The sequence below is a fragment of the Streptomyces sp. NBC_01549 genome (assembly GCF_026339955.1).
In the GTDB taxonomy this organism is placed as follows: Bacteria; Actinomycetota; Actinomycetes; order Streptomycetales; family Streptomycetaceae; genus Streptomyces.
In genome coordinates, this window is the sequence record NZ_JAPEPW010000002.1 from 1,468,784 (window position 1) to 1,494,099 (window position 25,316).

Below are 25,316 nucleotides of genomic sequence, written 5' to 3' on the forward strand. Positions count from 1 at the left end.
CCCGCCCATCGATGCACAACGCGCAGCCTTTGCGCCTCCGGTATTTCCGCCGCAGCCCCACTTTCGTGCTGCGCGCTGACTTCGAGCGCGCCCTACCGCACTCCGACCCCAACATCCGCATCCTTCACCTCGACCGCAGCCCCCGTTGAACCTGAGGGTCGCCGTGGTCCACGAAGGCCGGCACCCGGAATCCCGGCTGCCGCTCGGCTCTGCCGGCCAGGCGCTGCTCGCGAGCGAGCGGTTGATCGGCGACACAACGTCGACAGCGCTCTCGACGCGCTGTACCCGGTGATCCACCAGCGGCACAGGAGCCGCTGCTCACTGCGTGGTCTCGGGTCCACTCGGGGCGGCATCCTCGCCGCTGAGCCGGGACTCGACGCCCACCACGCCCTCCAGAGCGTGGACGAGGCGCTCGGCAACCCAGATGAGCGAGGTGTCGTGCACGCGTCCGCGGAGTGTGACGACCCCGTCCCGCACGGACACGTGGATGGCGTGACTGACCGTGGGGAACAGGTAGGACACCACGGTACGGCGGACTTCCTCCTCGATGTCCGCGTCTGAGCGCAGGAAAACCTTCAACAGGTCGCCTCGGCTGACGATGCCGCAAAGCCTGTCCTCGTCATCGACCACGGGCAGCAGCTTGACGTGCTTCTTGGCCATGATCTGGGCTGCCTGGGCCAAGGTCACGTCGGGGCGAACCGTGGCAGCGGGCGTACTCATGAGCTCCTCAGCGGTCAGCGCCTCAGCCTTGGCCAGGGCGGACCGACGACGGATCCGATCGTGGCGGGTGAGTCCGCATTCCCGGAACTCCTCCTTGGGCAGCAAGTCGGCCTCGGAGACGACGCCGACCACCCGCCCCTCGCCCTCCACGACCGGCACGGCACTGACCTGCCGCTGCTCCATGGCCCGCACGATCTCCTTGAACCGCGCGTCGCGCCCGACGGCCACCACCGGCAGGGTCATCACATCGCTCACGATGTGCGGAGCTTCAGGCATGTCCTGGTCCTTCAGGGGCGTGCCGAATCAACTGGTTCGGCCGTATGCCTCCAGCATCACCGAGACCCAGCGTGCCGCAATCCGGCCGAAGGCATCCCGCTCCGGGACCCGGTTGGTACGTCGCGCCGGTACTGGGACGGTGCGACGGTATTCACAGGTGGACCTTTCGGCAGCCAGACGAAGAAGGCGGTGACGGCGATGGCACTCCCGCTGATCGTGGGCATCGACGGATCGGACTCCAGTCTGCTGGCAGTCGACTGGGCGGTGGACGAAGCGGCTCGGCGCAGGCTGCCGCTGCGTCTGGTGCACGCCTCCCTCTGGGAACGTTACGAACGAGCCCAACCGTCCTTCACCACTGACCGTCCTGCTGAGAAGGTCACGGCGCAGCACATCATCGCTTCCTGCGTGGAACGAGCCCGGCTTCGCAATCCCGAGGTGAAGGCATCGGGCGAGATACTCCCCGACGATGCGGTCGATGTCCATCGCCAGCCGGTCGAAGGCCCCGTCCACCGCGTCCTGTTGGAGGCATCCGCCCAGGACGACCTGATCGTCGTCGGCGCTGTGCGCCGGCACGGCCACTTCGGGCTGCAGCTCGGCAGGACCGCCCACGCCCTGCTGCACCACTCTGAGTGCCCGGTCGCCGTCGTCCCCCAGCCGGCCTGAGGCCCTGGACTGCGGGCCTGGGACTGCAGGGGCCCCGGAGGAGAGATGAGGGCTCAGGATGTCGGAGTGGACATGGGAGTGGACGGGCTACGACCCTGCCGCCGAACGGTTGCGTGAATCGCTGTGCACGCTCGGAAACGGCTACTTCGCCACGCGGGGCGCGGTGCCCGAGTGCCGGGCGGGCCTGGTCCACTGCCCGGGAACCTACGCGGCCGGGTGCTACAACCGCCTGGAGTCGGCTGTGGCGGGGCGGCAGGTGGTGAACGAGGACTTGGTCAACCTCCCGAACTGGCTGCTTCTCCGGTTCCGTCTGCGCCGCACCGAGGGAGCGTGGGGCCCGTGGTTCTCCCCGGACAGACACGCTCTCCTGGACCACCGGCACACCCTGGATCTGCGCCGCGCCACGCTCACCCGTGCCTTCCGCCACCGGGGCGACGAGGCATGCGTGCTCGGCGTCGAGCAGACCCGCCTGGTGCACATGGGGGATCCTCACCTGGCCGCGCTGCGGACGGTCTTCACTGCCGATGACTGGTCGGGAGAGGTCGAGATCGAGTCCTGTCTCGACGGAGAGGTGATCAACGGCAATGTTCACCGTTACCGCGCCCTCAATCGCCGCCATGTGACCCAGCTGCGGACTGGGACAGAGGAGCCCCACACGGTCTGGCTGAGCTGCCGGACCAGCACGTCGGACATTGCTGTCGCCATGGCCGCCCGAACGACGGTCGTAGCCGACCTGGCCCCGGTCTCATCGGAGCTTCGTCCGGGCCGCCACCACGCCGTCCACCGCCTGGTGGTCCCGATCGCTCCCCGTCAGCCCGTCACTGTGGAGAAGACCGTGACACTGCACACCTCGCGGGACACCGCAATCAGCGACCCGCTCGGCGAAGCAGTCGACCGGCTGTCCACAGCGGAGGACTTTCCCGGCCTGCTGGACTCTCATGTCGCCGCGTGGGAGCGGTTGTGGCAGCGTGCGGACATCCAGGTACCCGGCGAAGCCGGTCGTATCCTGCGCTTCCACCTCTTCCACGTCCTGCAGACGCTGTCACCACACACCGCGGACCTGGACGTGGGCGTCCCCGCGCGGGGGCTGCATGGCGAGGCGTATCGCGGTCATGTCTTCTGGGACGAGCTCTTCGTCCTGCCGTATCTCAACCTGCACTTCCCGGAGGTCTCCCTTGGGTTGCTGAACTACCGCTACCGGCGCCTCCCGCGGGCCTGCCGGGCAGCAGCCGCGATTGGCCGGGCCGGGGCGATGTACCCCTGGCAGAGCGGCAGCGACGGCCGCGAGGAGACCCAGGAGTGGCATCTCAACCCCCACTCGGGGCACTGGCTGCCCGACCACTCCCGGCTCCAGCACCACGTGGGCTCGGCGATCGCCTACAACGTGTGGCAGTACTGCGAGGCCACCGGCGACACGGAGTACCTGCACACCAAGGGCGCGGAGATGCTGGTGCAGATCGCCCGCTTCTGGACGGACCTCGCCGTCTTCGACCCCGGCCTCGGACGCTACCGGATCCGCGGTGTCGTCGGCCCCGACGAGTACCACGACAGCTACCCGGGTGCCGCCCTGCCCGGGCTGGACGACAACGCGTACACCAACGTGACCGCCGCCTGGGTCCTCACCCGCACCTTGGACCTGCTGCGGCGCCTTCCCGCGTGGCGCCGCGAGGAACTGTTCGAACGCGTCCGGATGGATGGCAACGAGCTCACCAAGTGGGACGAGATCTCCCGTCGGTTGCGGGTGCCGTTCCACCAGGGCGTCATCAGCCAGTTCGAGGGCTACGGCGACCTCGCCGAGCTCGACTGGGACGCATACCGCACGCGCTACGGCAGCATCCGGCGGCTGGACCGGATCCTCGAGGCCGAGGGCGACACGGTCAACCGCTACAAAGCGTCCAAGCAAGCCGATGTCCTCATGCTCGACTACCTCTTCTCGCCCACCGAGCTGCGGCAGCTGTTCCTGCGTCTCGGGTACGACCTGGACGACGAGGCCTGGCGCAGAACCGTCGACTACTACCTGCAGCGCACCAGCCACGGCTCCACGCTCAGCGGACTCGTCCACGGCCTGGTCCTCGCCAGGGCCAGACGAGCCGAGGCATGGCAGTACGTCCAGGAGGCCCTGGAAGCGGACATAGCTGATATCCAGGGCGGAACGACCGGCGAAGGCATCCATCTCGGGGCCATGGCCGGGACCCTCGACCTGGTCCAGCGCGGCCTGACGGGACTGGAGACGCGCGAGGACGCCCTGTGGCTGGACCCGGTGCCTCTTCCCGCGCTCTCCGAGTACGGGTTCTCGCTGCGCTACCGCGGTCACTGGGGTGTGGGCGTACGGCGTCGCGGCGGGCAGTTGGAGATCGGTGTGCCCGACTCGGAGGAAAAACCGATCCGCGTGGTGCTGGCCGACCGCGCCGTGACCATCGCGCCCGGGGAGACGTGCACGCTCGTGCTGGCGGAGAGTTGATCCGTGCGGGTGGGCGTGCCGGGCCCCGCGCTAGATCCGTCAGTTGTGACCCGGGCTTCGAAAACGGGGCTGGTCGACGGCCATCGCCTCGCCGGCGTGATTAGCGAGGCGAACCTCGCACGTCACCTGCCCGAGGTACAGGTGGACCATTTCGTCGAGACCATCTGCGCGGCCCGCTGACCGTCCGGATCTTCGTCGGCAGGCAGCGTTGCTGCGCGGCGGCCGCAAACGGGGTGGGCTGCCACCGCACCCTTCGTCGTAGCCGGTGCCAGGAGTTCGCATCCCGCCAAGGTGATTGCGACAGCACGGTAAGGGCTGTGGGGCGCTCTCCATAACGACGGCCGAAGGCGCCGGTACCCGCGAGAGGGTGCGTCCGATCGACATGGCCGTCGGGACTCTTCCACAGATCCGTCTAGTGTTCCGTACTCCCCGGAGAATAGCCGTACTTGCCCAATGAACCGATAGCAACTATCGCCAACGCCGAACCGCATCACGAGAAGGAGGCCGCAGCGTACCCTGCAGCTCCTCGCCATCATGTCGTCTCACCTGATAACCAAGCACTTCTCCTGACCAACGCCTGGTATTCAACCAGTGACCTCGCCGCTTGTCTGGGAGTGGATGCCTCAACCCTGCGCCGCTGGCGCTCTGCTCAGCCACCTCAGGGGCCGCCTTTCGTCGCAATCTCGGAACGCGTCGTCATGTACAGCGCCCTCGACGTCGAGGAATGGCTGCGCCGCCGACGCACCGTCCCGGCCAAGGAGCTCAATGGCCGATAAGACCAACGTTCCTGTCGGAGTCCGGCTCTCCACCGATATCGAGTACCGTCCTGACCGCCCCACTCCGTATCGGGCACGCGTCCGGTGGACCGATCCGGCCAGCAAGCGCCGCCAGTCACTGTCCGAGGGAAAGGACAGCGAAGAAGAAGCCCAGGAATGGCTCCAGGCCATCATCGAGGCCGCACAGGCCGGCCTGACCCCGTCGCTGGCCACCATGAAGCTCGCCGAATACGGCGAAGCGAACTTGGACCTCGCCCTGCGCGGCCTGGAGTTGAAGACGCTGGACCCCTACCTCTCGGGGTGGCGGATGCGTGTCGTCCCCGCGCTGGGCCACCTCGCGGTACGGATGATCACCAACGGCGTCGTCGACCGCACCGTGCAGAACTGGATCGCCGACGAGCACAGCCGCTCGACGGTGAAGAACACCATCGCCGTCCTGGTCCGCGTCATGGAGCAGGCAGTCCGCGACGGCATCATCAAGGTCAACCCCGCCCGGGTGACCGGCTGGCAGAAACTCTACAAGCAGGCCGAGGACGAACTCCTCGACCCACGCGCGCTGGCCCTGCCCGACTGGGAGACCCTCCTCGCACTGGCCAACGCGCTCGTGGCCGCCTCCCACGACCAGTACCGCGGCTGGGGAAACGTGGTCATCTTCGCCGCGTGCACCGCCGCACGGATCGGCGAGGTCTCAGGCTGCCGCGTCGGAGACATCGACACCACCCAGTGGATCTGGACCGTGCGGCGTCAGACCACACCCGCGCCCGGCGGGCTGACCGACAAGGGCACCAAGGGCAAGCGGGCCGGCAAGGTTCCCATCGTCGAGGAGATCCGCCCCCTCGTCGCCCAGCGCATCCTGTCTCCGCCGGCCCCCATCCCGACGCCCGCCTGTTCACCGGTCCGCGCGGCGGACGCATCTCCACCGCCGTCCTGCGCGACCGCACTGGGACGACGTGGTTACCAAACTCGGCTACGAACACCTGCGCCGCCATGACCTCCGGCACACCGGACTGACCTGGTTTGCCGACGCCGGAGTCCAAGTGCACGTCCTACGCAGGATCGCCGGCCACGGGTCGCTGACCACCACCCAGCGCTACCTGAACCCGGACGTACACAAGATCACGGCCGCCGGGGCGGCGCTCTCCGCATACTTCAGCGTGCTGCGCGCACCGCGCTCGCTGCCGAGTCCGATCGTCGTGACCCGCTGACCTCGGTCAAGGACGCTGGTCCCCAACTGGTCCCCAAGAACGGTCAAGGGCCGGTTTCGGATATCTCCGAAACCGGCCCTGACCTGCGACTGTCTCCAGTCGGGACGACAGGATTTGAACCTGCGACCCCTTGACCCCCAGTCAAGTGCGCTACCAAGCTGCGCCACGTCCCGTTGCGTTCACCCGCGGTGTTCCGCGTGATCGTGCAGGCAAACCCTACCGCACGTGAGGGGGCGGGTCCGCACACGCGCTGGGCGCGGCCCCTCACGGTGACGCCGATGGGACCGGCCGCTCGGAGAGCGGCCGGTCGGCTACATCTTGCCGTCGGCGAGCTTCCACTCCCGGTGCAGTGTGCCCAGGGGGATGGGGTGCTGGATGACGGGGGTGCCGAAGACGGCCAGCTGGATCCGCAGGGTGCCACTCAGGTCGAGGCCGCCGTAGAGGGCCCAGGAACCACTCGCCGCGACGTCGGACTTCGCGTCGGAGGCGACCGGGGTGGTCGCGGTGACCGTGCCCGCGGCCTCACCGCGCAGGTACGGGGCCAGGTCGGCGGTGACGCCCACGGTGCCGTACAGACCGACGGTGGCCTGTGCGCCGAGGGCCGCCTTCACGCTTCCGGCGGTGGTGACGGACGTACGGACCGGAGAGCTTTCCATGTGGGACTCGTTGACCGGCGTCCAGCCGGCCGCCGTACCGAAGGTGCCGCCCACCTTGAAGTCACCCTTGAGGTCCTGCTCGACGTCGACGGTGACGCTGCCGTCGCCGCTGATCTCGAAGTAGCAGGTCAGGTCGAGGTTCACGACGACGGGGATGGGGCCGACCTGGAGGACGGGGTCGGCGTGCAGCTTCGCGAACGGTAGCCGGACCGGCTTGGCGGAGGCCGCGGCGCGCCCCTTGAGCGCCCACTGCGAGGTCCAGTCGCCGGAGACGCCGAGGTGGGCCGTCCCCGGACCGGAAGCGGTGGAAGCCGTGGAAGCCGTGGAACCGGCTGGGGCGCCGCCACCGTAGGAGAAGTCCACCTCGGGCTTGACCTGGACGAAGCCGGACACGGACGCCGCCGCCGCGGCCGGTGCGCCCTCCGCCGTGGCGACCTTCGTCGCGACATCGACCCGCAGGCTGCCGAGCGGGACCTTCGTCCCCTCGGCACCGGAGTGGATGTCTCCCGTCTTCGCCCAGGAGACCTTCACATCGGGCAGCAGTCGCTCGACGTCGAAGGAGGCGGGGTCGACCGGGACGGTGCCCTTCGCGTCGTCGTCGCCCAGCAGCGTGTCCAGGGTCGTCGGCGCGGTCTGGACCTCGGTGCCGTCGGCCGTCTCACCGATCACCTTGGTGACCTTGGCGAGGAGTCCCTCCGGGGCGCCGGGCGCGGGGGCACTGGCGATGACGTCCCCGACGGCGGTGCGGCCCGCCGTCGCGCTGCCTCCGGGGGTCGGGGTGCCGTCCGGGGAGGGCGACGAAGTCCCCTTGCTGACAGCGGATATGACGGCTCGTCGGGTATGGCTGTCGTACGACTTCACCTTGAGCGAGGTCTTGCGGGCCTTACCGCCGGCCGTGCCGGGCCGGGCGACGGCGGTCGAGGTGGCCGCCGCGGCGGGGGCGGCGGCGACGGCGAGCGGTTGGCCGCTGTTCGCCGCAGCCGTCGCGGACGCGCCGGCGTCCGGGGTCCGTTCGGCGGCGGAGCTCCGGCCGGGGTCTGCGGAGCAGCCGGCGGCCAGGAAGAGGGCGGAGGCGGCGAGCGCGGGCACGAAGGCACGCGAGGGCCGCTTGCGGATGCGCAAGATCAGTCCTGAGGGGGGTGGGGGTGGGGTGGCATGGGATTACCAGCGAGTAACTAGATGTGAGCATGCCATGAAGACGTGAAGCCCCGCTTCACCTATCCACCCCCTCCAGGGTGATGTGTGCCACGATCACGCGTCGAGAGCGGCCAAAAACCCCACCAACTCACCCGCGTAGCACTCTATTTGACGCATCATCACGCGTTGGGGTCGAACGGGATGCCGGCCGGCTTCGCCTTCTCCAGGTGGTAGTTGAAATTGCCGTCCTTGAGGCCGAAGACGGCGCTGCCGAAGTCGTAGGCGCTCAGCTTGTCGCGCAGACCGGCGGGGTAGCCCTCCCAGCCGACCAAGTCGGGGAACTGCCACCCGTGGTAGTGGTTCTCCGGCGGCTCGTCGTTGCTGTTCGCGGGACGGAAGCAGTGCGTGCTCAGACCGTCCTTGTGGTAAACGACCTTGGGGTGCGTGCCGTCCCAACGGATCTGGTCACGGCCGTAGATGTTGAAGTTGCCGTGGGCGGAGGTGGAGACGTACTGGGCCTGGTTGTTCTGCACCCACACGACGACATGCTCCCAGTCGCTGCGGTGCCCGCCGAGACCGCTGCCGAGCACGGCCTGGTCCTTCTCGAAGTAGAGGCCGTACATGATGGCGCACCAGCCGTTGTTGCACTTCTCGCGCGAATAGCCGTTGGTGTTGTCGAGATCCGAGGCGTCGTGGCACTGGCCGTTGAGTGCGCCGGACGGGTTGAGGCCAGGGTTGATCGTCCCGTCGGGACCGATGGCGGGGGTGGGATAGCAGCCGTCCGTGTCGTAGTCGAAGGCCGGCTGAAACGTCTGCTCCAGTCCGTCCGCGTTGGCGGGCAGGGCCTGGGGCGGGGCGGCGAGGGCGCTGCCGGGGAAGGCTACGACCAGGGCGACCGCGCTGCCGAGGATGAGCGAGATCCTGCGGATGCGCGAGCTTCTCTTCACTGCGTCCTCCTGATCGACCGTGATGTGGGGGCAGGTCGGGCACACCCCGGTCGAATTGGCATGCCCAGATCACCATTCCCCCTCTCGACGACAACGCAAGCGTCAGGTGGTGTCGGAATGATGAAGGGCCAACCAACTGGTACGGAGGCGGAGTTGGGCACGACTCCGCGCCCCGCCGCCAGGGCGCGGAGGTGCGGAGGTGCGGAAGTGCGGAGGCGCGGAAGTGCGGAGGCGCGGAAGTGCGGAGGCGCGGAAGTCGTGTCGCGTGTACGACGCCGTCATGCGGCGGCTGTCCGACGGCCGCCCGGCGACTGCCGCACGGGATCAGGGCCCGGCAAGCACCCCCGGGCGAGCGCCTCTTCGGGCGCGGCGCCCGTTGTGGCTACGCTTCGAGACCCTGTCCCGCCACCCGGCCCCCCCTCGCGAATCCGGCCGTTGAGCAGCGCTTCCCGCCCGAGTCGGCTTCACCCGGCGGGTTTTCCTCGACGGTGGCCCGCGGCCACGGCTACGACCCGGACGTCCGGGTCACCCACGCGCCAAGCGCCCTCGCCCCGACTTCACTTCTTCGGAGCCGACGAGGGTAGGCGCTTGAGCCGGCGCTTGGCGAGTGGGCAGGCGAGCGTCGCGGCCAGGATTCCCGCCAGGGCGGTGACGCTGTGCTCGTGGTCGGGAAGCCACTGGCTGACGGGTTCAAAGAGAAGCCACTGGCTGACGGGTTCGAAGACCAGTGCCTGCACGATCGCGAAAGCCGCGGCGACCGCGAAGAAGCCTCCGGCCGACCCCTTGGTCCACCGGTCTCTCTCCGACGCGGCGGCCGGGGACCCCACTCCCGGGGCGTGGGGCGAATGGGGCGGTCCCCCTCCCGTCCTACCTACGGGTCACCGATCGGACACGACAAGACGCACGGTCAGCGGCACGACCGGCAGCACGGCCAGAAGCACAGGAATCTCACGGATCAGGGGCAGGCCGCCCGGGCGGACACGTGGTCGATGCGGAAGTGCGGCGACCGTGCGAGCAACCGCCTCCGCGGGGTGGCCACACGGGCGCCCTCATCCGCGGGTCTCGGGGCCCCAGTACTCCGGGCCGACCCCCCGCCAGTCGATGAGGGGGGACACCGCCGCGGTCACGGGGTCCACATCGAGACCCGCGCGACGCAGGAATTCGGAAAGGTCCTCCAGGTTGTAGGCCAACCCGAGGTTCTCGCCGTGGACTCGGACTCGGCGGCCACCGGTGTCACTCGGCGGAGCCACGATGACAGGCAACGGTTCGGACATGGATCCAGCCTCGCCTCTCCGGTCCCGACCTGCATCCCGGCCCTGGAAATGTGGGTACGTCATACCCGAATTCAATCACGTGTTCGATTTCCGGCGCACGGCCACCCGTCACTGGGCGTCGGGAGCCTTGATGATCTTGCCGTTCTCGTCGATCGTGTGAGTGCTCCAGTAGGTGTCCCACTTGTCGCCGACATGCTGGGGGACCTTTCCTTCGGGATAGCGGACGTACCCCTTCGGCGGCTCCTCACCTTTGGACACGCAGGCGCTGCCGGTGCTCCCCACGGCCATGACCGGGTACTCGCCACCGCCGCAACTCGCGTCCTCGGAGGAGCAGCCGGTCAGTATCGCGACGGTCGCGCAGGCCAGCGCGAGGCCCAGGACGGACCGCACCGGGCCCCTGTTGACCACGGACGACGGGCGGTGAACTCGGCTTGTCATACGCACGGCTGACTCCCTCTGGACGGCTTGTGGGACCAGCCTGCGCGAGGCGAGGGAATCGATCATGAGTACGCGTACTCGGACGCGGTGGGTCGTCGTACCCGATTCCGCATGAGCATGACGGTGACCGCCCTCGCCCGATCGCGCCGCCCCGCGGCCGGACTCACGGCGTCAGGTGCGCGTACGCCAGCCGTGGTCGACCGGTCCCAGGCCCGAGCCCAGGGCGAATCCCGCCGCGATCGCGCCCGTGACGTACTCCTTCGCCAGCCGTACCGCCTCCGGCACCGCCCGCCCCTGCGCCAGGCCCACCGCGATGGCCGAGGCCAGGGTGCAGCCGGTGCCGTGCGTATGGCGGTTGTCGTGGCGCGGGGCCCGGAACCAGTGCTGTTCGGTGCCGTCGGTCAGCAGGTCGACGGCCTCGCCGGGCAGGTGGCCGCCCTTCACCAGGACCCAGCGGGGCCCGTACGACAGCAGTCGCTCCGCGGCCCGGGACATGTCCTGCTCACCGGTGGCCTTGATCCCGGTCAGCTCGGCGGTCTCGTCGAGATTCGGGGTGGCCACCGTCGCCAGCGGCAGCAGGGCGGTCCGTACGGCGTCCAGCGCGTCGTCCGCCAGCAGCCGGTCGCCGTGCTTGGAAACGCTCACCGGATCCACCACCACGGGCGCGCCGACGTCCGAGAGCAGTTCGGCCACGGTCTCGACGAGCAGCGGGGAGGCGAGCATGCCGGTCTTCACGGCCTGTACACCGATGTCGTCCACGACGCTGCGGTACTGCGCGCGCACCGCCTCGGCGGGAAGCTCCCAGGCTCCTTGTACGCCGAGGGAGTTCTGCGCGGTGACGGCGGTGAGCACGCTCATCCCGTGCGCGCCCAGCGCGAGCATGGTCTTCAGGTCGGCCTGGATGCCGGCGCCGCCCCCGGAGTCCGATCCGGCGATGGTCAGGACCCGGGGAGGGGCAGTGGGCGTGTTCGCGAGCATAGTGGGTGTCACTCCGTACGAAGGGGGTGAGAGGGGGCGGGGTCAGCGGCGCAGGCGCAGGGGGGCGTAGACCAGCAGGGCCGCGACGAACGCCACCCCGTAGGCGAGGTCGGCGCCGTGCAGGGCATGCGCGACCGGGCCGACGTACAGGCTGGTGCTCATGAACGGCACCGCCGCGGCGAAGGCGGCGGCGAACGCCACGAGCGCGGGCCACCACGGCTGCGGACGGGCGCTCTCGACGGCCAGGTCCACGGAGCCACGGCCGCGGGCCCTGGCCCGGGCGCGCCAGTCGACGGCGACGATCGCGACGAACCCGGGAATCCAGTAGCCGACGAACAGCAGGACGTTCTGGAAGCGGGCCGTGGTGTCGGCCGCGTGCATCCACAGCACGAGCGGGAAGCCGAGGACGGCGGCCAGCGCGGCGGCGGCCGGGCGCGGCAGCCGTACGCCCATGGTCTGCAGGGCGAGGGAGCCGCTGTAGTCGTTCATGGCGTTGCTGCTCAGCGCGGCGAGCGCCACGGCGAGCAGGCCGAACGCGCCGAGGGCGCCGCCGCCGAGCAGGGTGTCGACGCCGCGGGCGGTCTGGTCGGTGAAGACGGCCGCGCCCCACAGTCCGAGCGCCTGGACGGCCACGAAGGACACGCTGATGCCGGCCAGGGTGTACCAGAACATGCGCGGGCGGGACGCCGTGGGCGGGAGGTAGCGGCTGAAGTCGCTCGCGTACGGCGCCCACGACAGTGCCAGGCTGAGGGCGATCGTGCAGGTCAGGACGAAGGCACCGGCCTGGTCGGCGCCGTGCGCGGTGGCGGCGGGGGCAGTGTGGGCGCCGCTCAGGAGCTTCACGGTCAGGGCCACGAACGCGGCGCCGAGGGCGAAGGTCATCACGGTCTGGAGCCGGTGGATCACCTCGTAGCCGAGGACGCCGAGCGCCCCCTGCACCGCCATCATGACGAGCACGCCCAGCCAGAACGGCCAGCCGCACAACTGGGCCAGCGCGTCCCCGCCGAAGAGGCCGATCAACGCGTCCCAGGCGATGGACGACAGCCACTGCAGGGCACCGGGGACGACCACGGCCCGGCCGAACGCGAGCCGGGCGAGCGGCAGCTGTCCGGCGCCGGTCCGGCTCCCCCAGGTGCCGAGGTACGCGGTCGGTACCGCCCCCAGGAGGGTGCCCAGCACGACGGCGGCGAGCGCGGTGGAGAAGTCCAGGCCGAGCGCGATGCCAACGGTGCCGGTGAACACGCCGGTCATGGTCAGGTTGGGGGCGAACCACACGGTGAACAGACGGCCCGGGCCGCCGTAGCGGTGGTCCTCCGGGACCGGGGCGATTCCGCGCGCCTCGACATGCAGATCCCCCGGGGCGGTGGGCATCCGCCCGTCGAAGACGCCCTGCGGGCCTCCGACGGCCACCTCGCCGCGAGCGTTACGGGCATACGGCAACGACATGAGACATCCCTCCGCCAGTCCTAACTGGTTCAGGTTCGACGGGTGTGATCTCAGCCCTCGTGCGGGGCACCCCGTGTCCGGTTCGGCGGTCAGGATAGCCCGGCAGACGCGTACGCCGCAGTGGGGAGGGGTCCGCACGGCCCGTACGGCCCCGCGCCCTAGGCGCCGGCGCTCGGCTCCACGCCCTCGTAGGCCACCGTCAGCAGCGCCGGCACACCGTCCACAGTGAGCTCGCGCGGGTCGGTGCGCTTGGCGCCGTGCTCGGTGAGGCCCCAGACCGGGGTCGCCCAGACCGATCGCCGAGCCGCCGCCGACCGCGACACAGCCGTCGGCGCCCGCCGCGCGCGCCGCCTCGACGGCCCGGTGCTCGTACTGGAACAGGAATGAGCGACATGACGGCTCCTGGACGCAGTGCGGTGCCCGACCCCGGGTCGGGGTCGGGCACCGCGAGTGGTCGGTCAGCAGGTGGCCGAGGCCGGCAGGCCGCCGTACTGGTCGCCCTTGAGGTAGACGGCGCTCACATAGCCCTCGGCCAGTCGTACCCAGACGTCGTTGACGTAGCCGTTGTCGCGGATGGTCTCGCCGTGGGTCCAGCAGGAGGCGCCACGCGGCTGCCCGGCGGTGACGTGCCCGGCGATGCCGGTGGTGGTCGAGGGCCCGTAGCGGACGTTGACGTTCACGTACGGCGTGACGGCGTAGGGCAGTCCCGCCGCCGCGGCCTGCGCCCCGGCCGCGCCGGTCAGCAGCAGTCCGGTGGCCAGCGCGCCGACCCCCGCCGTGGCGAAGCCTTGGTCCTCATCCTCATGGTCATGCTGTCCTTCCCCGTGGTGGAGTCCGGGTGTGTTCCCGGGCCGGGCCGTGCGGCCCGACTCGGTCACGCCCAGGCCCACCTTGCAGGCCCGACGCCCGGGGCGGAACATCTTTCGACGACACTCGAAACGTCCAAGCGGTCCTGGTATGTCGATGAACGCGCGAACACCAACGGCCACCGGATGCTCTCGACGGTCCTGCCGCACAATGGGGCGATGATCGACGGTACTTCGCCGACAACCACCCCACCTCCACCCGGGTTGATCGAGGACGACGAGCTGACCGGCCATTCCGTGGTGGCCAACAGCACCATGAACCGCGAACGGGTCCTGGCAGGCGTCAACAGCTACGCCCGCGAACTCGGCTTCTCCCCCGCCGAGTTCCTGAACGAACACGGCCCCGCCCCGTCGTGGCTGGACCTGTGCAGCGGAGAGGGACTCGCCCTCCGCGAGGCGGCGCGGCAACTGCCCCGGGCCGTCATCACGGGCGTGGACCTGGTCGGCCCGCTGCGGCGGACCCCGCTGCCCGACGGCCTCGAACTCATCACCGCCGACCTCGGCCAGTGGTCGCCGGGCCGCCGCTACGACCTCATCACCTGCGTCCACGGGCTGCACTACATCGGCGACCGGCTCGCCCTGCTGGAGCGGGCCGCCTCCTGGCTCACCGGCACCGGTCTGCTGGTCGCCCATCTCGATCCCTCGACGCTGCGGCGCCCCGACGGAAGCGACGCCTCCCGCCCGGTCCTGGCAGCGCTGCGGGCCGCCGGCTTCCACTACTCGGCCCGCCATCACCGCCTCAGTCTGCGGGGCGGCCGCCCCGTCACCCTGCCCTTCACCTACCTCGGCGCCGACCCGCACGCCGGCCCCAACTACACCGGTCAGCGGGCCGTCGCCTCGTACTACCGCTGAGCCCGGGACGACCCCCGAGAACGGTCAAGAGGCTGTATCGGTATGTCCGATACAGCCTCTGACTCACGACTTCACATGCGGTGACTCCTGCTCGGCGGGGCGGAGAACCTCGGCGGGGCGGAGAACAAGGAGCCGGGCGACATCAGTGCCGGGCATGCGTCCGTCAGCGCCTTTGCCACGTACCTCTCAGGCATTGGGGTCGAACGAGATTCCCACGGGCATGGAATGGGCGAGGGCGTACTCGAAATCCCCGTCCTTGATCTTGATCGTGGCTTCGCCGAAATCCGCGTTCATGAGTTTGTCCCGGAAACCGTCGGGATATCCGTTCCACCCGACGAGGCGAGGAAAGAACCAGCCGCCAGTGACGTTCTCCGGAGGCTCGTCGTTGGTGTTGGCGAACCGGAAGTCATGAGTGGAAACGCCGTCCTTGTGATACACGATCTTGGGATGGGTGCCGTCAAAGCGCACCGACGAACTGGACGCCACCTGGTAACTGGAGTGCTGGGACACCGAGACGTACTGGACCTGGTTGTTGTTGATCCACACCACGACGTGCTCCCAGTCGTGGGTATGCCCGATGGCCGCGGGCCCGAGCGTGGCCTGGTCCTTCTCGAAGTAGCTGGCGTACACGACGGCGCACCAGCCGTTGTTGCACTTCTCGCGTGAATACGTGTTGGCGTTTGCCAGTTGCGCGCTGTCGTGGCAATGGCCGTTGACGTCACCGCCCAGCCGCAGCCCGGGGTTGATGGTGCCGTCGGCGCCGATGGCTGCCGTGGCGTAGCAGCCGTCCGTGTCGTAGTCGTAGGCGGGCGAGAAGGTCTGCTCAAGGCCGTCGGCGTTCTGCGGCAAGAGTTGCAGAACGTCGGCGTTCGCCTCGGCGGGCAGTGCCATGACCAGTGTCAGCGCACCGAGCGCGCCCAGGAGAGCGGACCGGCGCGTCCTGCGCGGACGCTTCGGACGGGAGTCCACTTCTCCGGAATTCGTGGCCGGTGTCTGCGTACCGCGCATACCAACTCCTCAAGAAACACAAAGAAAAGGAATCTCTCCTGAGCCATCAGGGCATTCGCGATCCGCGTGACGGCGCATCAAATTATCCCGGAGCGGCGTACGGCGCAAGGTATCCTCGCGAAGGACAATTGCGGGACAGGGGAATTCGGGACATTCCATTGGGTCTCGTGAAGTGCACGGAAATTCCGACGCGCCGTCACCGAGGGAAGGACCGGGGCTGCCGACGCCGGCGCCCCGCTGTCGCGGACGGTACCGACGGTCAGGTCACCGGAGACCGGTAAAGCGTTGGTCCCCGACTGGCCGCCGACCGGCCCCCAGGAATGATCAAAGGGCGGTTTCGGATCACTCCGAAACCGCCCCTGACCTGCGACTCGTTCGAGTCGGGACGACAGGATTTGAACCTGCGACCCCTTGACCCCCAGTCAAGTGCGCTACCAAGCTGCGCCACGTCCCGATGCGTTCACCCGCGGTGTTCCGCGTGATCGTGCGAACAGAACTTTACCCCACGTCGGAGGCTGCTCCGGAGGGGGCGCGGGGCGCGAGACAATAGGGGCATGAGCGCAGCATCCGGAGGTCGGCGGGACGACGGGCGGGATCGGGACACGGCGGGGCGGGCGCGGAACGCCCGGCCGCGGGACGGGCTGGGTCGGCCGCTGCCGTACGGCACCGATGGCGTGGAACGACAGCCGGAAGGGGTCGTCCGCAGCCCGGAGGAGACGGTCACGGAGGCGCAGGCGCTGTTGGACGCGGGAAAGCCTTTCCATGCCCACGAGGTCTTCGAGGACGCCTGGAAGTCGGGCCCCGAGAGTGAGCGCACGCTCTGGCGGGGGCTGGCGCAGCTCGCGGTGGGGCTCACGCACGCGGCCCGTGGGAACACGACGGGCGGTGCCCGGCTGTTGCGGCGCGGGGCCGGGGCGGTCGAGGAGTGCGCGGCGGGGGCGGGCGGCCGGGCCCGTCCGCATGAGCTGGACCTCGCCGAACTCGCCTCCTGGGCACGGGAGCTGGCGGCGGTCGTGGAGCGTGAGGGCGCCGCGATCAGCGCGGTGGCGTGGGCACCCCGGCTGCGGGGGCGCCGGGACTGACGGGTGCGGTGCCGCCGATCGGCGCGCGGTACGTGCGGCGTCACCCGGGTGCGGTGCGTGCGCTGTCAGTGGCGTGCGGCAGACTCGGGGTGTGCGAAAGATTCATGTCATCGGCATCGGCGCGGGCGACCCCGACCAGCTCACCTTGCAGGCCGTCAAGGCGCTGAGGAGCACGGACGTGTTCTTCATCCTGGACAAGGGCGAGGTGAAGTCGGACCTCGTCCAGCTGCGCCGTGACATCCTCGACGCACACATACCGCAGGGGTCCTACCGCCTGGTCGAGGCGCGCGACCCGGATCGCGACCGGTCGGCCGGGGGCGCCGCCTACTCCCCCGCCGTCGGGGACTGGCGCAGTGCCCGCGCCGACATCTACCAGCGGCTGATCGCCGAGGAGCTGGGCGAGGACGAGAGCGGCGCGTTCCTGGTGTGGGGGGATCCCGCGCTGTACGACAGCACGCTCGGGATCCTGGAGGAGATCCTGGAGCGGGGCGCGGTGGCGTTCACGTACGAGGTCGTGCCCGGCATCAGCAGCGTCTCCGCGCTCGTCGCCCGGCATCGGACCGGGCTGAACCGGGTGGCCCATCCCGTTCAGATCACCACGGGACGACGGCTCGCGGAGGGCTTCCCGGAGGGTGTCGACGACGTGGTCGTCATGCTCGACGCCCACCAGACCTTCCGGCAGTACGCCGACGAGGACATCGACATCTACTGGGGCGCCTACATCGGTACGCCGGACGAGATCCTGGCCTCCGGTCCGATAGCCGAGACGGCCCCACGCATCGAGCGGCTGCGGGCCGAGGCGCGCGAACGCAAGGGCTGGATCATGGACACATATCTGCTGCGCAGACACCCGCGCGGGTAGGGGGATCGGCCGGACGGGTCTCTCCACCCGCCAACAGAGTGCGTCGGCGCGCCGTGTTCCGTCACCCGGGGCCGAGATCCAGCAGGGCCAGCGCCGACGGCACGTCCGGCGCGGTGGTCACGTCCGCCGGGAGCGGAGGGCGGCGTACGACCACCACGGGGAGAGCCAGATCGCGTGCGGCCGTCAGTTTGGCTGCTGTCGCCTCTGCGCCACTGTCCTTGGTCACCAGCACGTCGATGCGGTGTGCGCGCAGCAGGTACTTCTCGTCGTCCGGTGTGAAGGGGCCCCGGGTCAGCAGTACTTCCATGTCCTGGGGCATCGGCGGCTCGGGGGGCTCCACCGTCCGCACGAGGAAGTGGAGCTCGGGGAGGTGGGCGAAGGCCGCGAGGCCCAGGCGGCCCGTGGTGAGGAAGACACGACGGCCCAGGGACGGGAGGATCGCGGCGGCTTCGGGGAGGGAGGCGGCCCAGTGCCAGCGGTCGTCGGGGCCGGGGGTCCAGCCGGGACGGCGCAGCACCACGGCCGGGATTCCGGTGGCCTCGGCGGCGCGCGCCGCGTTCGCCGTGATGGCGGCGGCGAAGGGGTGCGTGGCGTCGACCACGGCGTCCACGTGGTGCTCGCGCAGCCACCGCGTCAGCCCGTCCGCCCCGCCGAAGCCCCCGATGCGAACGTCCCCGTCGAGCGTCCCCGGCCGGGAGACGCGCCCCGCCAGGGACGTCGTGACGCGGACACCGGGGCGCGCCGCCAGTTCGGCGGCGAGTCGGCGTGCCTCGGTGGTGCCGCCGAGGACCAGGACGTGGCAGGACATACCGTCGAGCCTACGAGGTGGTCAGCGCAGCAGGAGTTGCGCCCCGCCCACCACCGTCGCCGCGATGACCAGCCGCTCGAACAGGAGCTGGTTGATGCGGTGCACGGCCCATTTGCCGAGGAACGCCCCCGGCACGACGAAGATCGCGAGCGCCGCGTCCAGGAGCAGCGAATGCCAGTCGATGAGACCGAGGCCGACGCTGAAGGGCACCTTGGAGACGTTCACGATCAGGAAGAAGAAGGCTGAGGTGCCCAGGAAGCCGAGTTTGCGGAAGCCGGCCGACAGGAGGTACATCGACATCACCGGGCCGCCCGCGTTGGCGACCATGGTGGTGAAGCCGCCGAGGACGCCGTACGAGCCGGCCTTGACCCGACCGGTCCGGGTCGACACCGAGTCGGGCTCCTCGTCCTGGGCGGCCGCCCGGCGGCGCCACATCGTCACCGCCGCCATCAGCAGCAGGATCGCGCCGATGGAGGTCCGTACGATCGCGTCGTCGGCCCACACCAGGAACAGCGTGCCGAACACGACGCCCGCGGCGACCGCCGGGAACAGCCGCCACAGTGTGGGCCAGTGCGCGTGCCGCCGGTAGGTGAGCACGGCGAGCACGTTCCCGACGATGAGGAGGGGCAGGAGTACGCCGGTCGAGGCGCGGGCGGGCAGCACGGCGGCGAAGATCGCCAGGCTGACCGTGTTGGCGCCGCTCACGGCGGTCTTCGAGAAGCCGACGAGCAGGGCCGCGGCGGCGAGCGCGGCGAACTCCCAGATGGATATGTGCCAGAGCGTCATTGTGTTCATGCGGGAACCGATGCTAGGCGCACGCATCTCCTCACGTAAGGACCGTCTCGCCAGGTGACCCCTGCACGGCGGGTGAACCAGTGGGTCAGGGGTGTTCGGCCCGCGCCGCGAGCCGCCGTGTCCGGCGCCGACACGACTCGCGGCGAGGGCGCCGGCGCCGCTGGTGGGATCGGGCCGGTCGACGGGGGGTGCGGGGCCCGGAGAAACCCCCCGCACCGCCCAACTCCCGTGGCAGACTGCTCGAACATCGACACGAGCGTGAGCAGAGGAGTGCCGCATGACCGCGACCGGGCCTTCCGCCCAGCGGATCGACACCAGCAGGCCGCACCCGGCACGGATGTACGACTGGTTCCTCGGCGGAAAGGACAACTATCCGGTCGACGAGGAGCTCGGGCGAAGAATCATGGCCACGGACCCGAGCGCCCCTCGCTCGGCCCGCAGCAACCGCTGGTTCATGCAGCGCGCCACCCGCTGGCTGGTCCGGGAGATGGGCATCCGCCAGTTCCTCGACATCGGCACCGGCATCCCCACCGAGCCGAACCTCCACCAGATCGCCCAGGCCGCCGTCCCGCAGGCGCGGGTCGTCTACGTGGACAACGACCCGATCGTCCTCGCTCACGCCGAGGCCCTGCTGCGCGGCACCCCCGAGGGCGTGACGGAGTACGTCCAGGCCGACGCGCGGGAACCGGAGAAGATACTCGAGCAGGCCGCCCGCGTTCTCGACTTCGACCAGCCCGTCGCGCTGTCGCTCATCGCCCTGATGCACTTCATCGCCGAGGAGGACGGCGCGTACGACCTGGTGGACACCCTGGTCGACGCGCTGGCGCCGGGCAGTTGCCTGGTCCTGTCCGCGCTGACCGGCGACTACGACCCGGTGAAGGTCGCGACCGGTATAGCGGCGTACGCGGCGGGCGGCGTGACGCTGGTGGCCCGCTCGCACACCGAGGTCGGCCGCTTCTTCCGGGGGCTCGAGCTCGTCGACCCCGGAGTGGTGTCGGTGTCGGAGTGGCATCCCGAGCTCGCGCTGAACAAGGACGAGGTCGGCGACGCGCCGGTCCCGCTGTACGGCGCGGTCGGTTTCAAGTCTCCTCGTTCCTGAGGAACTCGGCCGTCGCGCTGAGGTCCCGTTCGGCGTAGCCCGCTCGGCGAGGGCCTGGATCAAGTCCAGGTCCTCGCCGATGAGTTGGAGCGTGAAGGCGCCCGGTGACGCGTCCGGGCGGAGGTACGCGTCCCGTGTCGACCAGGGCGTGCAGGACGGTCGCGGAGGCGGCCGCACCCTCAGCCGACGGGCCCGCACCTCCTGGTGAACCGGCGATGACCTTCAGCTTGTACCGTGCGAGCGGTGGCGACCGGGGAATCGGGAGGCGGCTGTGGGAGCGGATCACCGTGTGGGGGATGTCCTGTTGGTCTCGTGCCCGTACACCGACGCACGGGTCACCCGTCTCACCCAGCGGGAAGTGGTCGTCGAGTGGCCGTGGTGGGAGGTGGACCCGGAGTGCGACTGGATCGAGTGGAACGGCCAGGTGGCCCTGGCCGGCGATCCGGCCTCGTACGACTGGGACTTGGAGCTGTTCCGCACCGACCCGCCGCCCCCGCACCTCGAGGTCGGCGCGGTGTGCCAGGTCGGCATCCCTCCCACGGTGGTGCATGTGATGAGCGTCGAACGGATGGATCCACCGCTGGAGACAGGACGACTCCCTCGTCTGGGAACGCAGGTCATGGTGCTGCGCGCGGGGCAGTCGCACGATCCCGACCTGGAGTGGCAGGGCTACGAGATCGCCCCCGACGACGGGATCCCCGTCGCCCTGGACCTGCTGTTCCGTCCGTACGCCTGCCTTGTGGCAGGTGACGAGGTCGTGGATGCCGCGGGGCGCGCCTGGCGGTTCGACGCGCCGTGGGACTGGCACCCGTTCGACGGTCAGGAGCCGTCGGAACCCGCCTGGCCGCTCAGTCTCCTGACCCGCGACGGCCGCGCCGACGACGCGGCGGCGACCCTCGTGGCGCGGGCGACGCGCAGCGGTTCGCACGAGCACGAGCTCGCCCGCTGGGTGGAACTGACCCAGGCCAGACCCACCCGCCTCGTCGTCGTACGGGACCCTGCCCGGCAGCCGAACCACTGACCGCCGAACGCTCCAACATCCCTTTTGCCCCGAGGGGTTCCGCCGGTTCGCGCGTAAACAGAAACGACGCTGCCGGCGACACCTGAGAATCAAGGAGCAGGGGACGACATGAGATTCCTGGAGCGTGAGCGCGCGGCCCTCGCCAAACTGCTGCCCGGCCTCGACGAGAGTCTGAGGGCCGTACCGCTGATGACACTTGAAGGGCCGAAGAGCCCCGGCATCGGGTTGTTCCGGGAGGCGGGCGGGCCGGGTCTGCTGGCCCCGACCGCCTTCCAGGGCCGGGGTGCCACCGCGCTGGAGACCCTGCGGGTGCAGCGCGCGCTCGGCAGTCGTTCGCCCTCGCTCGCGGTGGCGACGACGATGCACCACTTCTCGATGGCCACGCTGGTCGGGCTGAGCGACTCCGGCGAGGGGCTGGAGTGGATGCTCGTCCAGGGCGTCGCGTCCGAGAACCGGCTGATGGCGTCCGGCTTCGCCGAAGGACGCAGCGGCACCGGCATCCTGTCGCCCTCCATGTCCGCCACGGTGACGCCCGAAGGGGTGCGGATCACCGGCGTGAAACGGCCGTGCAGCCTCGCCCGTTCCATGGATCTGCTCACCGCGAGCGTGATGGTGCCGTGCGAGGAGGGTGAAGGAGAGGAACTGGCCGTGGCGCTGGTTCCCGCCGAGAGCGAGGGGCTGAGCGTCAGCGGCTTCTGGTCGAGCACCTTCCTGGCGGGCGCCGAGAGCGACCAGGTGACATTGGACAACGTACTGGTCCCCAAGGAGCTCCTGGTGCGCACGGCCTCGCCGGCCGGGGCCCGTCTCGACGAGGTGCAGACCGCCGGTCTGGTCTGGTTCGAGCTGCTGATGACCGGCAGCTACCTCGGCGCCGCGAGCGCCCTCGTCGAGCGGGTGCTGCTCAACGACCGGGTGCCCGACGCCGAGCGGGTCCGGCTGCTGGTGGAGATCGAGGGCGCGACGGCGGCGGTCGAGGGCCTCGCCCGCCGGGTGGACGAGGACGCGCCCGACGAGTCCGCGCTCGCCGACTCGCTCTACGCGCGCTACACCGTGCAGGACGCCCTCGCCCGGATCGTGCCCCGGTCCGTCGAACTGCTCGGCGGGCTCAACTTCATGACCTCGGACGAGGTCGGATATCTCGCCGCCTGTGCCAACGGCCTCGCCCTGCACCCCCCGTCGCGCTCGCGGATGACCGGCCCGCTGTCCGCCTACCTCGCCGACGAGCCGCTGACCATCGCGTAACCCCGGCCGGCCCGAGCGCCCCGAGAGGGGCGCGAGGAACGGCGCGACCAGCCACGAACACCCCGCAGTCGCCGTCGAACAACAAGAACCGAGCTCATAGGCGCCCGGCGCGCGCAAAACCCCAGCACCCGAACACCCACCCACCCGGACAGCCGCCCGCCCGTCCGGCAGGACCTACGCTCACTCGACCGAGGGGATCACCGCCATGCCTCTGTCCCGGCCCCGGCCCAGCGCTCCGACCAGCCCGCAACCGCCCGCGAAACGCCCCACGATTCTGCTCACCGGCGGCGCCGGAGTACTCGGCAGAGCCCTGATCGAGGAGCTGTCGCCGGACTTCAGAATCGTCTGCCTGCGCCATCGCACGCCGGTGAACGACCACCGGGTCCGCGAGGTCCGCGCCGATCTGCTGGAACCCGGACTCGGCCTGACCCAGGCGGACTTCACCCAGCTCATCGCCGAAGTGGACCTGGTGGTGCACTCCGCCGCCGCCACCAACTGGAAGGCGGAGCCGGACCAGATCCGGCGGGCCAACCTCGACGGCACGATCGCGATGCTCGACCTCGCCGCTCGCGCCGAGGCCCCGTTCTTCCACATGAGCACGGCCTTCGTCGCCAACCCGCTGGCTCCGGAGGAGCAGGAGCGCTTCCCCGGCGCCGCCGCGTACCTCGCCTCCAAGACGGCGGCCGAACAGGTCGTGCGCGACGCCCCGGTGCCGGGCGTGATCATGCGCCCGTCGGTGGTGATGGGTGACTCCGTCACCGGTCGGATCGCCGGGATGCAGGGACTGACCCGGGCGCTGGGCGCCATCGTGAAGGGGCAGGTGCCGGTGCTGCCGGGAGCGCCGGACGCACGGATCGACATGGTGCCCCAGGACATCGTCGCGCGTGCCGTGGGCGATCTGGTGCGGGCCGGTGTCACGGGCGGCGAGTACTGGCTGACGGCCGGCACGGAGGCGCTGCTGCAGCGTGAAGTGGTCGACACCTGCCTGGAGTTCGCCAACCAGTGGGGACCGCGTCCGCATCCGCCCCGGCTCATCCCGCTGGAGTCGGTGCACCGGCTGCTGCTGCCGCTGATCGAGGGCCCCACGTTCCCGGAGTCGCTGCGCCGCCGCTTCCAGACGTACGCGGAACTGCTGCTGGTCTTCCAGCGGGCCCTCCCCTTCGAATCGTCGCTGGGGTCGCCGCACTGCGGCACGGCCCTCTCGAAGGACGCCCTCCGGCGGGCCCTGGTCCGCAATCTGGCCGCCTGGTCCACCGGGCGTGGCGGCATGCGCACCCGCCTGCGTCCGGGGCCAGCGCAGGACACGGCGGCGAGGAGCCAGCCCTCGCAGGCCACGCACACCCAGGAACTGGCGTCATGACCGCGGCCCCCGCCGTGGCGCCGGTCACCGGATCCGTGGCGCCGGTCACCGACCCCGCCACGGACCGTGCGCACATCGCCCGGCTCTACCGCGAGCACCTCTCCTCCGGCCGCTCGGTCCTCGGCACGGTGCTCGGCGGCATGCTGGAGACGGCGTCCGACGGCGCGTGGGTGTTCACCGAGGACGGCCGCCGCTACCTCGACTTCGGCGGTTACGGGGTCTTCATCCTCGGCCACCGGCACCCTCACGTGACCGCGGCCGTGCACCGCCAGGTGGACACCCATCCGCTGGCCGGGCGGGTCTTCCTGGAGCCCGTCGCGGCCCTCGCCGCCGAGGCGCTGGCCGCACGGACCCCACCGGGCCTCCACCACGTCCACTTCGTGAACTCCGGCGCGGAGGCCACCGAGGCCGGTCTGAAACTGGCCCGGGCGCACGGCCACACCGCCCTCGTCTCCACCCTCGGCGGATACCACGGCAAGACCCTGGGCGCGCTGACCGCCACCGCCAACCCGAAGTACCAGCAGCCCTTCCGGCCGCTGCTGCCCGACAGCACGGCCGTCCCGTACGGGGACGCCGCCGCGCTGGACGCCACGCTCGCCGAACTCGGCCGCCGGGCCTGCGTGATCGTCGAGCCGGTGCAGGGCGAGGGCGGCGTACGCATTCCACCGCCGGACTATCTGGCGGAGGTGAGCCGGCTGTGCCGGACGTACGGGGCCTTCCTGATCCTCGACGAGATCCAGACGGGCCTGGGACGACTGGGCTCGTGGTGGGGCATGGACGCCGAGGGCGGCTCGCCCCCGCAGCCCGACGTACTACTCGTCGGCAAGGGTCTCAGCGGCGGCGTCGTGCCCGTCGCCGCGATGGTCGCGACCCCGGCGGCCTACGCGCCGTTCTCCCGCGACCCCTATCTGCACACCTCCACCTTCGCGGCCTCCCCGATCGCCTGCGCCGCCGCGCTCGCCGCGGTCGAGGCCCTGGAGAGTGAGGAGGTCGTCCCGCGCGCCAGAACCCTGGGCGAGCGGCTGCTCGCGGACGTCCGGGCCGCCTGTGCCCCGTACACCGGCGGCCTGGTGCGCGACGTCCGCGGGCGGGGGCTGCTGATCGGCCTGGAGTTCGCCGAGGAGCAGGCCGTCGGCGAACTGATCCTGGAACTGGTCGGGCGCGGCGTCCTCGTGAACCACTCCCTCAACGCCACCCGGGTGCTGCGGCTGACGCCGCCCGCGATCGTCGGCGAGGAGGAGGTGCGGCTGTTCCTCACCGCGCTGACCGAGGCGCTGCGCGTCGTCGCGACCCACATCGGCTGACCCGTCCGCTACCGCCGACCCGTCCCTACCGTGGAAAGGC

Annotated in this window: 26 protein-coding genes, 2 tRNA genes and 1 riboswitch; of the genes, 13 read left to right on the forward strand and 15 right to left on the reverse strand. The window is 70.4% G+C overall.

The features are described 5' to 3' along the window. Positions 1 to 318: 318 nt before the first annotated feature. Entirely contained in the window at positions 319 to 996 is a 678-nt protein-coding gene (locus tag OG819_RS41495; protein ID WP_266654333.1) for a CBS domain-containing protein, read from the reverse strand. Positions 997 to 1,194: 198 nt separating this feature from the next. Between OG819_RS41495 and OG819_RS41500 the strand changes: the two genes are divergently transcribed. The 5 genes from OG819_RS41500 (at position 1,195) to OG819_RS41520 (ending at position 6,101) form a co-directional block, all read left to right on the forward strand. Beyond that, positions 1,195 to 1,659, forward strand: coding sequence for a universal stress protein (locus tag OG819_RS41500; protein WP_266654335.1), 465 nt, complete (start codon positions 1,195 to 1,197; stop codon positions 1,657 to 1,659). A 58-nt stretch (positions 1,660 to 1,717) separates the two neighbouring features. Continuing rightward, the gene (locus tag OG819_RS41505) at positions 1,718 to 4,120 is read left to right on the forward strand and encodes a glycosyl hydrolase family 65 protein (protein ID WP_266654337.1); all 2,403 of its coding nucleotides are present in this window, start codon (positions 1,718 to 1,720) and stop codon (positions 4,118 to 4,120) included. A 446-nt stretch (positions 4,121 to 4,566) separates the two neighbouring features. Then, positions 4,567 to 4,896 (forward strand): AlpA family transcriptional regulator, encoded by a 330-nt coding sequence (locus OG819_RS41510; RefSeq protein ID WP_266632164.1) that lies wholly within the window; start codon positions 4,567 to 4,569, stop codon positions 4,894 to 4,896. After that, entirely contained in the window at positions 4,886 to 5,887 is a 1,002-nt protein-coding gene (locus OG819_RS41515) for a site-specific integrase (RefSeq protein WP_266654339.1), read from the forward strand. The genes OG819_RS41510 and OG819_RS41515 overlap by 11 nt, the downstream gene beginning before the upstream one ends. After that, on the forward strand, positions 5,847 to 6,101 hold the full coding sequence (locus tag OG819_RS41520; protein WP_266632160.1) for a site-specific integrase: 255 nt from the start codon (positions 5,847 to 5,849) through the stop codon (positions 6,099 to 6,101). The genes OG819_RS41515 and OG819_RS41520 overlap by 41 nt, the downstream gene beginning before the upstream one ends. A 99-nt stretch (positions 6,102 to 6,200) precedes the next feature. On the opposite strand, the gene OG819_RS41525 is transcribed toward OG819_RS41520, so the two are convergent. The 10 genes from OG819_RS41525 to OG819_RS41570 form a co-directional block, all read right to left on the reverse strand. Continuing rightward, a tRNA-Pro gene (locus tag OG819_RS41525) sits at positions 6,201 to 6,274 on the reverse strand. A 138-nt stretch (positions 6,275 to 6,412) separates the two neighbouring features. Further along, positions 6,413 to 7,873, reverse strand: a complete 1,461-nt coding sequence (locus tag OG819_RS41530) for a hypothetical protein (protein WP_266655536.1) — start codon at positions 7,871 to 7,873, stop codon at positions 6,413 to 6,415. A gap of 200 nt (positions 7,874 to 8,073) precedes the next feature. Beyond that, positions 8,074 to 8,841: an NPP1 family protein gene (locus tag OG819_RS41535; protein ID WP_266654341.1), complete on the reverse strand. Its 768-nt coding sequence runs from the start codon at positions 8,839 to 8,841 to the stop codon at positions 8,074 to 8,076. A 557-nt stretch (positions 8,842 to 9,398) separates the two neighbouring features. Further along, a complete protein-coding gene (locus OG819_RS41540) occupies positions 9,399 to 9,668 on the reverse strand; it encodes a hypothetical protein (protein ID WP_266654343.1) in 270 nt (89 codons plus the stop codon). A gap of 222 nt (positions 9,669 to 9,890) precedes the next feature. Next, entirely contained in the window at positions 9,891 to 10,115 is a 225-nt protein-coding gene (locus OG819_RS41545; protein ID WP_075030296.1) for a hypothetical protein, read from the reverse strand. Between the two features lie 108 nt (positions 10,116 to 10,223). Next, a complete protein-coding gene (locus tag OG819_RS41550; protein ID WP_266654345.1) occupies positions 10,224 to 10,553 on the reverse strand; it encodes an SCO0607 family lipoprotein in 330 nt (109 codons plus the stop codon). A 171-nt stretch (positions 10,554 to 10,724) separates the two neighbouring features. After that, the gene (gene thiD / locus OG819_RS41555; RefSeq protein ID WP_266632151.1) at positions 10,725 to 11,531 is read right to left on the reverse strand and encodes a bifunctional hydroxymethylpyrimidine kinase/phosphomethylpyrimidine kinase; all 807 of its coding nucleotides are present in this window, start codon (positions 11,529 to 11,531) and stop codon (positions 10,725 to 10,727) included. Between the two features lie 42 nt (positions 11,532 to 11,573). Next, a complete protein-coding gene (locus OG819_RS41560) occupies positions 11,574 to 12,977 on the reverse strand; it encodes a cytosine permease (protein WP_266632149.1) in 1,404 nt (467 codons plus the stop codon). Next, a riboswitch (TPP riboswitch) is annotated at positions 12,967 to 13,061 on the reverse strand. It overlaps the preceding gene by 11 nt. 74 nt (positions 13,062 to 13,135) lie before the next feature. Next, complete coding sequence (locus tag OG819_RS41565; protein ID WP_266632147.1) at positions 13,136 to 13,300, reverse strand: hypothetical protein; 165 nt, start codon at positions 13,298 to 13,300, stop codon at positions 13,136 to 13,138. Between the two features lie 135 nt (positions 13,301 to 13,435). Next, positions 13,436 to 13,855: an SH3 domain-containing protein gene (locus OG819_RS41570; protein WP_266654347.1), complete on the reverse strand. Its 420-nt coding sequence runs from the start codon at positions 13,853 to 13,855 to the stop codon at positions 13,436 to 13,438. A 147-nt stretch (positions 13,856 to 14,002) separates the two neighbouring features. Here OG819_RS41570 and OG819_RS41575 point away from each other — a divergent pair, with 147 nt between their 5' ends. Next, a complete protein-coding gene (locus tag OG819_RS41575; RefSeq protein WP_266654349.1) occupies positions 14,003 to 14,695 on the forward strand; it encodes a class I SAM-dependent methyltransferase in 693 nt (230 codons plus the stop codon). 186 nt (positions 14,696 to 14,881) lie between these two features. On the opposite strand, the gene OG819_RS41580 is transcribed toward OG819_RS41575, so the two are convergent. Then, positions 14,882 to 15,586: an NPP1 family protein gene (locus tag OG819_RS41580; RefSeq protein WP_266634944.1), complete on the reverse strand. Its 705-nt coding sequence runs from the start codon at positions 15,584 to 15,586 to the stop codon at positions 14,882 to 14,884. Positions 15,587 to 16,083: 497 nt separating this feature from the next. Further along, a tRNA-Pro gene (locus tag OG819_RS41585) sits at positions 16,084 to 16,157 on the reverse strand. A gap of 100 nt (positions 16,158 to 16,257) precedes the next feature. Here OG819_RS41585 and OG819_RS41590 point away from each other — a divergent pair. Further along, the gene (locus OG819_RS41590) at positions 16,258 to 16,785 is read left to right on the forward strand and encodes a DUF309 domain-containing protein (RefSeq protein WP_266632141.1); all 528 of its coding nucleotides are present in this window, start codon (positions 16,258 to 16,260) and stop codon (positions 16,783 to 16,785) included. Positions 16,786 to 16,876: 91 nt separating this feature from the next. Further along, positions 16,877 to 17,647 carry a precorrin-6A synthase (deacetylating) gene (gene cobF / locus OG819_RS41595; RefSeq protein WP_266654351.1) on the forward strand — a complete coding sequence of 257 codons (771 nt, stop codon included), beginning with the start codon at positions 16,877 to 16,879 and terminating at the stop codon, positions 17,645 to 17,647. 61 nt (positions 17,648 to 17,708) lie between these two features. On the opposite strand, the gene OG819_RS41600 is transcribed toward cobF, so the two are convergent. Continuing rightward, positions 17,709 to 18,455: a cobalt-precorrin-6A reductase gene (locus tag OG819_RS41600; protein ID WP_266632137.1), complete on the reverse strand. Its 747-nt coding sequence runs from the start codon at positions 18,453 to 18,455 to the stop codon at positions 17,709 to 17,711. Between the two features lie 21 nt (positions 18,456 to 18,476). Beyond that, positions 18,477 to 19,250 (reverse strand): sulfite exporter TauE/SafE family protein, encoded by a 774-nt coding sequence (locus OG819_RS41605; RefSeq protein ID WP_266654353.1) that lies wholly within the window; start codon positions 19,248 to 19,250, stop codon positions 18,477 to 18,479. A gap of 277 nt (positions 19,251 to 19,527) precedes the next feature. Here OG819_RS41605 and OG819_RS41610 point away from each other — a divergent pair, with 277 nt between their 5' ends. The 5 genes from OG819_RS41610 (at position 19,528) to OG819_RS41630 (ending at position 25,276) form a co-directional block, all read left to right on the forward strand. Then, a complete protein-coding gene (locus OG819_RS41610) occupies positions 19,528 to 20,349 on the forward strand; it encodes an SAM-dependent methyltransferase (protein WP_266632133.1) in 822 nt (273 codons plus the stop codon). Between the two features lie 271 nt (positions 20,350 to 20,620). After that, positions 20,621 to 21,370, forward strand: coding sequence for a hypothetical protein (locus tag OG819_RS41615; RefSeq protein WP_266654355.1), 750 nt, complete (start codon positions 20,621 to 20,623; stop codon positions 21,368 to 21,370). Between the two features lie 108 nt (positions 21,371 to 21,478). Continuing rightward, positions 21,479 to 22,612, forward strand: coding sequence for an acyl-CoA dehydrogenase family protein (locus tag OG819_RS41620; protein WP_266632129.1), 1,134 nt, complete (start codon positions 21,479 to 21,481; stop codon positions 22,610 to 22,612). Positions 22,613 to 22,817: 205 nt separating this feature from the next. Further along, complete coding sequence (locus OG819_RS41625) at positions 22,818 to 23,972, forward strand: SDR family oxidoreductase (RefSeq protein WP_266654357.1); 1,155 nt, start codon at positions 22,818 to 22,820, stop codon at positions 23,970 to 23,972. Beyond that, positions 23,969 to 25,276 carry an aminotransferase class III-fold pyridoxal phosphate-dependent enzyme gene (locus OG819_RS41630; RefSeq protein ID WP_266654359.1) on the forward strand — a complete coding sequence of 436 codons (1,308 nt, stop codon included), beginning with the start codon at positions 23,969 to 23,971 and terminating at the stop codon, positions 25,274 to 25,276. The genes OG819_RS41625 and OG819_RS41630 overlap by 4 nt, the downstream gene beginning before the upstream one ends. The last annotated feature ends 40 nt before the right edge of the window (positions 25,277 to 25,316 follow it).